Origin of the sequence: Marinicella pacifica, from assembly GCF_014636635.1 — a bacterium.
Taxonomy (GTDB): Bacteria; Pseudomonadota; Gammaproteobacteria; order Xanthomonadales; family Marinicellaceae; genus Marinicella; species Marinicella pacifica.
In genome coordinates, this window is sequence record NZ_BMEO01000001.1 from 314,087 (window position 1) to 327,430 (window position 13,344).

Below are 13,344 nucleotides of genomic sequence, written 5' to 3' on the forward strand. Positions count from 1 at the left end.
AAGACACCCAATGGAGCACAAATATGAATACCACCGACATTCGCGCCGCAGATCGTCCTGACTTTGATAAAGTAATCACTGATATCGTCGATTATGTGGTCGATTATCAAATAAACTCAGATGAGGCTTATCGCACCGCTCATTATTGTTTACTCGACAGCCTGGCTTGTGCTTTAATGGCCCTGAAATTTCCCGAATGCGTCAAACACCTCGGACCTGTGGTGCCCGGCGCAACCTTAGACAAGGGCGCCAAGATTCCGGGCACATCTCACCAGTTAGAGCCGGTACAAGCTTCCTTTAATATCGGTGCTTTAATTCGCTGGCTTGATTTTAATGACACCTGGTTGGCGGCTGAATGGGGCCATCCATCGGATAATTTGGGTGCCATTCTGGCGGTGGCTGACTATCTTGGCCGACAGAATGATTCTGATAACATCACTGTCAAGGATGTTTTAACCACCATGATTAAAGCCCATGAAATTCAAGGCTGCCTGGCTCTGGAGAACTCTTTTAACCGGGTCGGACTTGACCATGTTATTCTGGTGCGGATTGCCTCCACGGCAGTGGCAGCACACATGCTCGGCTGTAATCGGGAAGAAATTCAAAATGCCGTGTCACATGCCTGGATTGATGGCGGTGCTTTGCGAACCTATCGCCATGCGCCCAATACCGGATCCCGCAAATCATGGGCTGCCGGTGATGCCTGTCGGCGGGCTGTGCAATTGGCGCTAATGGCCAAAACCGGTGAGATGGGTTACCCATCGGCTTTAACGGCGAAAACCTGGGGGTTTTATGATGTACTTTTTAAAGGACACGCTTTTAAATTCCAGCGAAAATATGGCGCCTATGTGATGGAGAATATTCTGTTTAAACTGTCTTTTCCGGCAGAATTTCATGCCCAGACCGCGGTGGAATGTGCCATGACATTGCATGACAGTGTTAAAGACAGATTGGATGACATTGAACGTATTGCCATCGAGACTCAGGAGGCCGGTGTCCGTATCATTGATAAAACCGGCGCGCTCGATAATCCGGCGGACCGCGATCATTGTTTACAGTATATGGTGGCTGTGCCTTTGGCTTTTGGGCGTTTAACCGCTGATGATTATGAAGACGATATCGCGCAACTGCCCATCATAGATGAATTGCGCGATAAAATGACTGTGAAAGAAAATCCGCAATTTACCAAAGATTACTTTGATCCCGATAAACGCGCGATTGGCAACAGCATCCAGATTGATTTTAAAGATGGTACCAGCTCTGAAAAAATATCCGTCGATTACCCCATCGGCCATCGCAATCGCCGTGAAGAGGGCATTCCGGTGCTCATCAATAAATTCGAACGGGCTTTAGACGATCATTTCTCACATAAACAAGCCACCAAAATCAAAGCAGTCGCTCAAAACAAAGAACAGATGGCTGCCATGTCAGTGAATGAATTCATGGACTTATGGTATCTATAGTGCACTGCTAAATTAATGCGATTAATTTTACGGACACAATTTATTAACACGGCTAAAATAGCCAACTCATAATGTGAGTTGGCTATTTTTTTTAGAGGATTTTATATCGATGAATTTAACAACTGAAAATATCTTATTAGTCGGCTCTCTATTGTTATTCATCAGCATTGTCGCCGGAAAGACCTCTTATCGGTTTGGCGTACCGACACTGCTGTTATTCTTGGGTATTGGTATGCTGGCAGGTTCTGAGGGCATCGGCGGTATCCACTTTGATGACCCGAAAGCAGCCCAATTTATCGGCATCGTCTCGCTTAACTTTATTTTATTCTCAGGTGGACTGAGCACTCAATGGACTGCAGTCAAACCCATACTTAAAGAAGGGTTTGTGTTGTCGACGCTCGGTGTTTTATTAACCGCAATTTCACTGGGTTATTTTGTTTGGCTGGTGACCGACTTCACCATCTATGAAAGTATGTTGCTGGGCTCGATTGTGTCATCCACCGATGCAGCCGCAGTTTTTTCAATATTACGCTCAAACAACCTGGTTCTACGAAAAAATTTAAGACCAACCTTAGAACTCGAAAGCGGCAGTAACGACCCCATGGCCTACGTACTAACGCTGGCTTTTTTAACGTTGGTTATTCACCAGGACCAGGGTATTGCTTCAATTATTCCAATGTTTCTTCAACAAATGATTTTGGGCGGCGTCTTTGGTTATGTCTTCGGCAAACTCAGCAAGAAATTAATTAACCGAATCAAGCTGGGTTTTGAGGGACTTTACCCGGTATTGGTGATTGCCATTATGTTTATCATATTTTCCACCACGGACTTTTTTGGCGGTAATGGTTTTTTGGCCATTTATATCAGCGCAGTCTATCTGGGTAATCAGGATTTAATTCACAAAAACACCATTTTACAGATGTATGACGGATTGGCCTGGCTGATGCAAATTGTGTTGTTCTTAACTTTAGGCTTACTGGTATTTCCCTCACATATTGTGCCTGTTATTGGCATTGGCCTGATTATTTCTTTGTTTCTGATTGTTGTTGCCCGGCCGATAAGCGTTTTTATCAGTCTCATGTTTTTTAAAATGCGGTTAAGAAGACGCTTGTATATTTCCTGGGCCGGCTTACGGGGTGCCGTGCCGATTGTATTTGCCACTTACCCTTTATTGGCCGGGATTGATAAAGCTGATATGATTTTTAACATTGTATTTTTTATCTCAGTGACATCGGTACTCATTCAGGGCACTACTTTAACAGTTGTCGCCAAATGGCTTAATGTCGGATCACCTGAAAACATCTCATCACCTTATGATGAGATTGAAAAATGGCAGCCTGATATACCAAAATCTGCCATTAAAGAAATCGACATAAAACCTGACTTTTATGCAGTCAATAAAAAACTCGTGGATTTAAATTTCCCGAAAAATGCCCACATCACCATGATTATCCGTGATAACGAATACATGACACCCACCGGTTTTACTGTCATTTCTGCCAATGATACCCTGGTGGTTATTTCAGACAGTAAAAATGACCTTATTAAAGCGGAAAAATGTTTACGTCAATCCTGTTCATGATGATGACCTGTGTTTTAAACTGCCAGTAATGAGAGACAACACAGCTTATGACAGCTAATAAAAGGTGAAATATCATTGATTGCTCTCACCACAATCCTGTAAGAGCCCTTTGCCATATTCATGAATCGAGTTATAACATCTAAAATTCCACCACCTGGATTAATGCAAAGGTCTCTATAACAATGTTTTTTTACAGTCAGATAAACCTATCGGGCTGGATTTATTTATTTTTCCCACCTGAGCGCTTGTTCTCTTTTCCCAAATAGGGCTCCACATGAATCGACGTATCAACAATATTGAATCGTTGACATATATGATCTTCCACCTGATGCGCCAGATCGTGGGATTCCAAGGTAGGCATGTCAGCGTCCACGGCAATACGCATATCCACCGCTTTTTTTGAGCCGATCCAACGTGACCGGACTTGACGCACTTCCTTGACTCCGGGCACCTCAGCCACGGCTTTGCTCAGCTCATCAGGATCAATAGCATAACCATCAACCAATATCGGGAATACTTTTTGATATAAACCATAGGCAAAATACAAAACCATGGCCGCCACCCCAATACCGGCCAATTTATCTATCCACCACCAACCTAAAGTCGATAACTGCCAACTAACAATCACCATCACTGTGGTGAGTACGTCAACCAAAGTGTGCTGGGCATCAGCCATAAGAATATCAGAATCTAACCTTTTCGCCCAATAACGTTCCCAAATGGTCACGGTTATGTTTAAAAACAAAACCAACGCCATTAACCCCAGTGCCCAGGGCTCGGTAATCGGCACTTCGGCTTCAGCACTGAACGCACGAATAATTAATTCGACCGCCAGCACCACCAATAAAGAGGCCAGCGCAAATACCGCAATGGTTTCAAATTTCCGATGTCCGTAAGGATGATCATAGTCCGGTGGCTTACTGGCCACCCGCATCACCATCCAAATCACCACATTGTTCATGACATCGGTCAGTGAATGCACCGCGTCACTTAAAATAGCCAACGATCCGGTGGCAAAACCCACCACTGTTTTTAAAATCAAAACAATAAAATTATAAATACCTTCGATGGTAATAATCTGCTGAACCTTTTTGTCTTTATCCATGTTTAATATTTATTACTGAGTGGTGAAAATTAAAAGCAGGCTTATTTTAACGTATCCGTTAGAATAAAAGGCTAATGTTCTAATAGTCCCCAACGAAACGATGCTGACTTTATTACTTTATGGGTTTCTCCTGATTATAGCAAGCCTCTTGATACAGCAATATGCGCGCTTACCCAGGAACATCAGTTTATTATTTTTAGCCCAACCACTGATTGTTTCGATGGCTCCGGTGATGGTGTTTGTCGGTGGCTTTATTGCCGAACCAATGACATCGCATAAAGATTGGATTACCTTACCGCTAACCATGCTGATTGTAGGCACCGCCACTGCCACCGTACCTGCAGCCATGTTGGCACGACGCTTGGGCCGAAAAACAGCCACTTTATTGGGTTTTTCTATGAGTATAATTGGTGGATTGATTGTCTTGCTGGCCATCACATACCAGGCGTTCTGGTTATTTGTAACAGCAGCATTTTTAATGGGTCTTGCCGGCGCTTTTGCCCAACAGTTACGATTCGCCGCCATTGAAAATTTGCAGACTGATCGGGATATTCCAAAAGCAGTGGCCTTATTGATGTTAACCGGTTTATTCTCAGCCATGATAGGACCTGAACTGGCCGTTGTTACCCGGGATTTATGGCCTCAAAAACCTCCTTATTTTGCGACCTTTGTCGGCCTAATTACAATGGCATTGATAGCGATGCTGATTATCTCACGTCTACAATTACCACCGGTGATTGTCTGTAAAGACCAAAGACCTGAACGGCCCATGGCAACTTTACTCAAACAACCGGTATTATGGGTCGCAGTAATATCGGGTGCGCTGGGCTATGGACTAATGAGCTTTATGATGACAGCGACACCACTCAGTATGCACCAGATACACTTACATTCTCTCGAAGACACCAAATGGGTCATCCAATCACATGTGGCTGCCATGTATTTACCATCTTTTTTGACGCTGTGGCTTGGCCCCAAAATCCCCACCAAATATTTTTTACTGAGCGGCACCTTACTTTATATACTGGTGCTCATCATCGCCATGACTGGTATCGCCGTTGGTCATTATTGGCTGTCTTTGGTTTTATTGGGGGTTGGCTGGAACTTTCTGTTTTATACCGGCACCACCTTGTTACCACTCAGTTATCGACCTCATGAGCGACATAAAATACAGGCGCTCAATGATTTTCTGGTGTTTGGTTTTCAGGCGGGCTCTTCATTGATAGCCGGCTGGGTGATATATCGCTATCAATGGCATGGCATTGTCATGATTGGTATACCTTTTGTTGTCATTTTAGCCGTTATGACATTAATTCGTTTCTACAATACAAAAAACAAGATAAGAGAATAATATCCATTGCTAAGTTAGTTTCCAATGAGTTCGATTCCCTTGAAACATAAACTAAAGCAACCAACCTGTTTATCTCCAATCAAAAGACCGTATTCAAGAATGTTATCTAATTTAAGGTCTGGTTTTTGAATGGCGCGACCACGAAATCGGGCTGAAAAGACGCTCAGAGCAATGGTAATAACCGCGGTTTCTTTGTCTACAGTCTCAAAATCATAAACATAGGCTGAGCCATCACTGTTGTCAGCGGTGAATAATCGGAATTGATAGCGTTTGCCATCGCCTTGTACAGTAATTTGAATTGTATCAATATGTTGAGAAATCACGGGTCGATGCACCCAGGGCCACTGGCTGCGCATGGAAGCAAATCCACCATTGTTAGCCAGTGAAACTTCACCACTAAAATGAATCGCCTGATTCGAAATGCGTACCTGGCTGTTGGACCGACCGCCCATAACAGTATCGTTAAAAATTTTAATATGGTGGGGTAATGGCATAACAACTGCTGGCATATTATAAATTTAAAATAGTAAATAAAAAATTATTTAAATTGTGACGACACTACGGTGAAAAAGTCGTGAATAGAATGGACAGTTTTACTCACACATCATCAACAGTAGCTTGGTTAAAATTTCCCATGACATCGCATAATGCGATTTCATTTTCTAACTTACAGAGGCTTATTATGAAATTATTTAAAACCACATTGTTAATTATAATGACATTAACTTTAATGACGACCATGGCTGTTGCCGGTGGAAGCTATAAAAGCGACAAAAAAGACATCGTTGATACCGCTGTCGCGGCAGGCAGCTTTGGTACCCTGGCAACCGCTTTAGAAGCTGCGGGATTGATTGATACCCTGAAAGGTGACGGTCCATTTACCGTGTTTGCTCCCACTGATGAAGCGTTTGCAAAATTACCTGAAGGCACAGTGGAAAGTTTACTGAAACCTGAAAACAAAGACAAATTAACAGCTATCTTAACCTATCACGTCGTGGCCGGAAAAGTGTATGCCAAACAAGTAGTCGATCTTAGTTCAGCCACCACCGTTGAAGGCAGCGATATTGCCATTGAAGTTAAAGACGGCAAGGTCATATTAGACGGAAACAGCACAGTCACTAAAACAGATATCAAAACCAGCAATGGTGTGATTCATGTCATTGACGCAGTTCTCATGCCCTAAAAATTAAGCGGCATTTACCCACAATAAAAACCCGCGAATTTCGCGGGTTTTATTTGTATAAGTTATAGACCTTCGGGTCCACAATCATTTTTAAGATAATCAATCATTGCTTTAAAGAACTTAAGTTGATGGCGATAAAATAAGGTATTGTAAAAATGATCGGCTCCTTCAAGTTCCACATACTTATAGGGTTTTCCAGCTTTTTCAATGACTTCCAAATAATCTTTTGCGTGGCGTGGTGGTACCCGTTGATCCACACTACCATGTATCAGTAATACCGGAATGTTGACTTTATCCACTTCTTTGATGGGTGACAAACTATCCATCCACATATTTTCCTGTTCTATTTTACCGGCACCACGCATTTGATCGCGATAAAAATTTACCTGCAGCATATTATCAGTCACAGCTGCACCGGCCACCACACATTGATACAGCTGTGGCGTTCTTGAAGCTGCGATTAAGGCAGCGTAACCACCATAGGACCAGCCGAACATCGCCACCCGGTCTTTATCGCTTAAGCCTTCTTCAATCAGATACTTAACACCATCGTCCTTATCATCTTGCATGGCTTTACCACCTTGACCACCTTTAATGAATGCAGACTTATAAAATTCCAAACCATAACCTTTTGAACCGCGGTATTGAGGCTGTAGTACCAAATAACCTCGACTGGCCAATAATTGTGCCCATTTATCATAACCCACCACTTCCTGAACAAACGGCCCACCATGTGGCATGACGATGGTTGGAAAAGGCGCTTCACCATTGGGTATGGTGATATAAGCGGGAATAGTTTTTCCGTCACGGGCTTTATATTTAATGTATTTAACCTCGGCTAATTGATCGTGCTCAAAGGATGGTTGTTTACTGCCGATCTCTTTGAGTTTATTATCTTGTAATAAGTAATAAGTACCCGGATCTTGCGGTCCACTATTATAGGCAACAATGGCTTCATTGTCCTTTGATCGACTGGTTATCTGTACGTAGTGGCTGTTCGGAATACTCTTTTCTAACAAGGCATAAAGTTTTGCTTCCTCAGCGTCAAAATATTCATAATAAGGCTTGTCAGTGGCATAAGAAACAGCCACAACTTCATCAGGTTTGTTCCAACGATCACTATGACCCCGTACTCCTATTACATCGACATCATTTCTTGCATAAACCATTTCACCAAAATCTTTTTTACGGGTATCAAATGTCCATAATGCCTGTTTATCACGACCATTATGGGCAACCACAAACAAAGTATCTGCTGCCTCTTGATCAATACCCTGAATCTGAAAATTTTCAAAACTGTCTTCACTTTGCCTGTGAATTTCTTCCCATTTTTCATCTTTTATACCACGGTAATAATAGACATATTCACCATTTTTTTGATCAAATCCATACCCTATTCTTGGATTGCCATGGCCGTCAAAGACAATGGTTGCCAATGATATTTTCCCATTAATAATTAACTTCTTTCGACCACTTTTTAAATCGAGTTCATAATATTGACGGGGTCTGAATTGTCTTGGGAGCCTCATATTGACAGCACTATCGGCATTGAACGAGAGAATAACTTTATTGGGTTTAAACGGCAACAAATTTTCAACACGCGGATTGAGCACTCTAAATTCCTTGATTTTTTCTTTGCGGATATCTAGTTTGGCGAGCTTTCCTTCGTACACGCCCTCGTTAAAACCTTCAATTTTATCGCGAACTTTTTGTCGTAAGCTTAGTAAAACATTATCATTACCTATCCATGAATAACCCATGATTTCCATGGGATCAGCATTAACTCGAAACGGCTCTTTGCTTAAGTCGTTTGTTTCATAAATCTCCAAAACAGGATCTCCCTCTTTGGTGGCTATCTTCATCATAGCCAAATGCTTACCATCCGGCGAAACATTAACCTGACTAATAATATCTCGCAATGCAAAATAGGACAGTGGATAAGGATCATGATCAACTTTTGCCAGCAGATTAGTAGATATGAGCGCAATTAAAATAAGAAAATATTTTTTCATTTTTTTCAGGAAGATTGTTTTGGCATTAAGAGATAAATATTTTAACAAAAAAAAACCGACCATATGGCCGGTTTTTACATTTTTTTGTTGGTTATTATCTTAAAAACGATACCCCACATTCAGGAAGTATCTCCTTCCGTTCAAATCATAGCCGTAACCAATGGGTGAATTGGTGGCTAAGATGGGTGGTGCACCGGCATCCAATTGTGGTGGCTCTTTGTCAAAGATATTAACCACACCAAATCTAATATTCCAGGCATCACCACGATAACTAACCGATGCTGTATGATTTGTATAGGAACCAATATCCCAGATAAATTTACACAATTCATCACCATTATCAGGGCCTGCACAGGTGTACATGGCACCATTATAATCATCAAATTCATTTAGAGTATCAACATCATGATGCACATCGCCAATATAACGGGTCTGCCAGGCAAAACGATATTTACCAAAATCAGCGCGGAGATTAAGCGTGCCTTGCCAATCAGGGTAACCATATTCACCGGCATCATCATCATAATTAATTTCACCTGTTTCATTGGTAAATAAATCAGAGTTTTCTTTGGTATGAGTTAAGACTAAATCAACACCCAAATCAACTGGTCTATTAAACAATGCAAAAGATTGATCATAATTGACATTCACGTCAATACCTCGGGCCGTGGCATTATCACGGTTAATAAAACCGGAATCGATAATATCAAAGACACCATCCGCATCCCGGGTAATCCGATTACAGAAAGTCGAATCAAATTCCGGATCGTTATAACAGTCATTCACAATAAACTGTGCACTCGGTTCAACAATAGTGTTGTTGATTTCGATTTCGTAATAGGTTGCACCTAAAGTTAGATTAAATGCATCAAACGGCACATCCCAGGCAAAACCATAGGTGAACGAATCAGATTCTTCTTCCGTAATGTCTGTAACACCACCTGTGGCGACTTCCGTGCTGAAGGTGTTAAAGCCGTTGTTATACAACGCGGTGGGGTCAACACCCTGTTGACGGCAATTCTCTAACACTTCAGGGCGTCTATCGTCTTGATCTGGTATATAGACATCATTAATGGCATCCCAAGCTTCTTCAGGTACATGGCAAGGATCAAATACATTGACAAATCCTGTTTGTGCACGTAAGAAGTTTTCCCTTAAATTAGGTGCTCGGTAAGAAGTGCCTTTGGTCGCACGAATCAATAATTGTGACACCGGACGCCAGCCGACTTTCGCTGAGTAAGTATTGGCACTCGGGAAGAATTCATCTTTGGTGTACCGACCGGATAAATTCACGGTTAATTCTTCAGCCATGGTCATATTCGCCAGAACCGGAATTTCTAGTTCAGCAAACGCTTCTCGGGTAAACTTAGAACCCGAAGCACCACCGTCAGCGAAAAACCCAAAGAACAAACCCTCACGGGCAATGTCATCAGGAATGGATTGGATTTCATCTTTACGAATCTCAAAACCCAAACCACCCAACATAGGTCCTGCCGGCAAATCAGCTAAATAACCTGAGGCAAAACCTGAGAAAATCGTTTGTTCAACTTTGGTTCTAAAGTCTCGAGAATCAAACAAATAATCTCTCTGAGCCTGCGTTGTAAAGTCACTTACAATTGGAGAGTATAATGACGGGTCATATAAATTTATAGGCACACAACCGTCATTGTTACCACAAACCACTTCACCTGTGACCGGATCAATTCGAGATGTGTTTAAAGAATAGTCCAGGTGATCCTGCCGAATACCTCGACGTGAAGACACACCATCAGACTCATGGTAAGAGAAAGAAGTCTCAAAGTTCCAGTTATCGAGGCTGCCAAAATTCATAAAGGGTAAGTCTCCCCGAACACCGGCAATAAAACGTGTTAACTCAACAGTGGTGCTGGTTTGGTCACGATCACCATCAATGGCGATAATAGGACGTGTTCTTTGTGGACCAATGGCACCAATGGTTTGATCACAGCTACCGCCTGCACTCGGATCGCAACCAAACCGCTCCAAAACACTGGCAATAATGTCAGGATTACTCATTAAAGCATCAAAGGCCAATCCGCAATCAACACCATTTAAACCATTCGGGTTACAAATATTATAGGGATTGTCTGCCGGAACCCAGGGGAAAAACTGGGGCTGACCTGAATCCTGAAACGTATCACGACGCGTATAACTGGCTTCAAAGAATGGCGTAATGTTAGCATCGCCTTCAAAAGTATACTCACCGTAAGTCATCAACGCCTGGGTTTTTAATTCAGCAAACAAACTGGCGCCTGTTTGATGGTCATACAGTGAATAAGGCACATAACTGCCAATATCCGCAACACCATCACCATCGGTGTCAATCGGTCCACCAAAAGGAGAAACACTTTCAGAAAAATTAGGCCATCCTCCATTGGTGACGCCAGGTGTATAATAAATACTGCCTACTTCAGGAACACTGACACGTCCCACCAAACCTTGAAAATAACAATTTCCGTGGAAACGTAAATTAAAATCTTCATTATAAATGTCGTTTTGACGTATTTCACCGCTTTCAGTCACTTCATAATGCTCTGGACATTTATTGGTCCATTCACGGTCTTTATATTTGACTTCTTCCAAATCATAAACTTCAGCACCAAAACCGATAAAACCGCGGTCAAAATTCTTACCCCAGGTTAAGTTTAATCGCTGCTCAACACCACCTGACTGCTCAGGTACAGTGGTATTGTAGTCAACTTCCCAGCCGTTAAAGTCCTTTCTTAAAATGGTATTAACAACACCGGCCACGGCGTCTGAACCATAAATTGAGGACGCACCGTCTAACAGAATATCGTATTGTTGTACTAAACCACCTGGAATAGTATTAAGGTCAGCAGCTGAAGGCGCCCCTTCGACACCGGAACCACCCAAACGTCGACCATTGACAAGAACCAAAGTTCGGTTAGCACCCAAGCCGCGCAAACTGGCTGTTCTGGCACCAGGACCGTTGTCTAATACAAATCCTGAAAAAGTTAAATCAATTTGCTGACCTGTAGATGCAGAAGCGTTTTGAATAATATCAGCCGCATCAATTTGGCCTACTTCACGCGATTCTTCGGCAGTAATTACCTGCATGGGTGAAATACTGTCATAGGTTTGACGCAGAAGTCGTGAACCGGTACTGACAACCGGAGCCAACTCCTCCACATCTTCTTCATCACTGTCTTCATCTACCTGGGCTGAATCCGTTTGATCCTGATTATCATCATTATCTTGTGCCCAAACAGGTGCACATGCAAATAGAAACAATATCAGCAAAATCAGACTGAGCGACAGCGTACCTGTTGATTTATCTTGCGTAGTCATAAATGTCCTCTTTTCTGTAAATTAAAAAATACCAATGCTTTTAAACGCATTTTTGGTTGTAGCATCAACTATATTAATTCTAAGCGAAATGGCAAATCAAGCAATTTTTACGTTTTTTTAACTTTTACACGTGAAAAAACGATAACAACTATTTTATTTTTTTCCACTTATTGAGCCTGCTTCAAAAATCTATCCAAACGAATCCAATCAAGTCCAACAAAGACGGACATCAGACCATAACTAAACTTAATTGGTTTACATGACTATTTGATGTAATTAGCTGATGACGGTTATCCAACTATTGTTGTCTTCAGCCTGACCGTGCTGAATATCTGTTAATTGTTTTCTGAATGCCAGTGTGTGCTGACCGATTTCACCGTTACCCACTGCATGGGTTTTATTGTTGTGGATAAGATGGCCTACGGGTGAAATGACGGCGGCGGTACCGGACAAGAAGGCTTCACTTTCCGGTAACCAACTGATCAGCTCTTTCACTGTAAAATCTCGCTCAACAACTTCAAAACCTTGATTTTCAGCCAATTGCATAATCGAATCACGGGTAATGCCCGGTAAAATTGAACCGTCCAGTTTTTTGGTAATAAGGGTCTTGCTTTTAAGTACAAAAAAGTTCGCGGCACCGGTTTCTTGAACATTACCCTGGGGGCAATAGAGCACTTGATCGGCGCCATACTGTTCACGTGCACGAATCACGGAGGATAAGGCAGCGGCGTAATTGCCCCCTGTCTTCACCTGCCCGAATGTCGGTGTTGAACGCATATTAAGTTCATCAATCAACAGTTTTAACGGTCGTATTCCACCACTAAAATAATCGCCCACCGGTGAAGTCATAATATAAAGATAAGCTTCTGATGATGCCCGACCTGCGGCACCGATATTAGTTTCCGTGCCAATTAAAGTTGGGCGAATATAGAGTGATTTGGGTAGATCAGGGATTTCGGACTCCACAGCCAGCACCGCTTGTTTTATCATGGTATCCAGCAATGCCTCATCAGGTATCGGCAAACATAAGGCTTTGGCGCTGGCTCTTAAGCGCTTGATGTTATCTCGATAACGAAACAGCCGGATACGTCCATCGGCCCAGCGATAGGCTTTTAAACCTTCAAAACAGGTACTGGCATAGTGTAATACATGAGAAGCCGGGGTGAGTTTAAAATCATCAAGCGGCTGTAAACTTGGTGTCTGCCATTGATTGTCCGAATACCGGCTGAACGCCATTAATGAGGTAAAGTCTTTGCCAAATGCACCCATAGGTTTGTTCCATTGTTATAAATTGGCCGTATTTTACCGCAATTACGCAGGC

9 protein-coding genes are annotated in these 13,344 nt (G+C 42.4%); 4 read left to right on the forward strand and 5 right to left on the reverse strand.

Going from position 1 to position 13,344, the window contains the following annotated elements:
- Window positions 1-23 precede the first annotated feature (23 nt).
- Together IEV16_RS01350 and IEV16_RS01355 are read left to right on the forward strand one after the other, a co-directional pair.
- Entirely contained in the window at window positions 24-1,463 is a 1,440-nt protein-coding gene (locus IEV16_RS01350) for a bifunctional 2-methylcitrate dehydratase/aconitate hydratase (protein ID WP_188363860.1), read from the forward strand.
- A 109-nt stretch (window positions 1,464-1,572) separates the two neighbouring features.
- Window positions 1,573-3,045: a potassium/proton antiporter gene (locus IEV16_RS01355; RefSeq protein WP_188363861.1), complete on the forward strand. Its 1,473-nt coding sequence runs from the start codon at window positions 1,573-1,575 to the stop codon at window positions 3,043-3,045.
- A gap of 220 nt (window positions 3,046-3,265) precedes the next feature.
- Here IEV16_RS01355 and IEV16_RS01360 read toward each other — a convergent pair whose 3' ends face one another.
- A complete protein-coding gene (locus IEV16_RS01360; protein ID WP_188363862.1) occupies window positions 3,266-4,150 on the reverse strand; it encodes a cation diffusion facilitator family transporter in 885 nt (294 codons plus the stop codon).
- A gap of 148 nt (window positions 4,151-4,298) precedes the next feature.
- Between IEV16_RS01360 and IEV16_RS01365 the strand changes: the two genes are divergently transcribed.
- A complete protein-coding gene (locus IEV16_RS01365) occupies window positions 4,299-5,501 on the forward strand; it encodes an MFS transporter (protein WP_188363863.1) in 1,203 nt (400 codons plus the stop codon).
- Between the two features lie 14 nt (window positions 5,502-5,515).
- On the opposite strand, the gene IEV16_RS01370 is transcribed toward IEV16_RS01365, so the two are convergent.
- Window positions 5,516-5,995, reverse strand: coding sequence for a CIA30 family protein (locus tag IEV16_RS01370; protein ID WP_188363864.1), 480 nt, complete (start codon window positions 5,993-5,995; stop codon window positions 5,516-5,518).
- An 80-nt stretch (window positions 5,996-6,075) separates the two neighbouring features.
- Here IEV16_RS01370 and IEV16_RS01375 point away from each other — a divergent pair, with 80 nt between their 5' ends.
- Entirely contained in the window at window positions 6,076-6,684 is a 609-nt protein-coding gene (locus IEV16_RS01375) for a fasciclin domain-containing protein (RefSeq protein ID WP_443093933.1), read from the forward strand.
- Window positions 6,685-6,746: 62 nt separating this feature from the next.
- Here the strand turns inward: IEV16_RS01375 and IEV16_RS01380 are convergent, their stop codons facing one another.
- From IEV16_RS01380 to IEV16_RS01390, 3 genes are all read right to left on the reverse strand, one after another.
- Window positions 6,747-8,759, reverse strand: coding sequence for an alpha/beta hydrolase family protein (locus tag IEV16_RS01380; RefSeq protein WP_188363865.1), 2,013 nt, complete (start codon window positions 8,757-8,759; stop codon window positions 6,747-6,749).
- Between the two features lie 36 nt (window positions 8,760-8,795).
- Window positions 8,796-12,023 carry a TonB-dependent receptor plug domain-containing protein gene (locus IEV16_RS01385; RefSeq protein ID WP_188363866.1) on the reverse strand — a complete coding sequence of 1,076 codons (3,228 nt, stop codon included), beginning with the start codon at window positions 12,021-12,023 and terminating at the stop codon, window positions 8,796-8,798.
- Window positions 12,024-12,299: 276 nt separating this feature from the next.
- Window positions 12,300-13,292, reverse strand: a complete 993-nt coding sequence (locus IEV16_RS01390) for a branched-chain amino acid aminotransferase (RefSeq protein ID WP_188363867.1) — start codon at window positions 13,290-13,292, stop codon at window positions 12,300-12,302.
- Window positions 13,293-13,344: the final 52 nt, after the last annotated feature.

Coding starts and splice junctions, on each gene's coding strand:
- IEV16_RS01350 (WP_188363860.1), top strand. CDS start 24: ATGAATACCACCGACATTCGCGCCGCAGATCGTCCTGACTTTGATAAA.
- IEV16_RS01355 (WP_188363861.1), top strand. CDS start 1,573: ATGAATTTAACAACTGAAAATATCTTATTAGTCGGCTCTCTATTGTTA.
- IEV16_RS01360 (WP_188363862.1), bottom strand. CDS start 4,150: ATGGATAAAGACAAAAAGGTTCAGCAGATTATTACCATCGAAGGTATT.
- IEV16_RS01370 (WP_188363864.1), bottom strand. CDS start 5,995: ATGCCATTACCCCACCATATTAAAATTTTTAACGATACTGTTATGGGC.
- IEV16_RS01380 (WP_188363865.1), bottom strand. CDS start 8,759: ATGGTCGGTTTTTTTTTGTTAAAATATTTATCTCTTAATGCCAAAACA.
- IEV16_RS01385 (WP_188363866.1), bottom strand. CDS start 12,023: ATGACTACGCAAGATAAATCAACAGGTACGCTGTCGCTCAGTCTGATT.
- IEV16_RS01390 (WP_188363867.1), bottom strand. CDS start 13,292: ATGGGTGCATTTGGCAAAGACTTTACCTCATTAATGGCGTTCAGCCGG.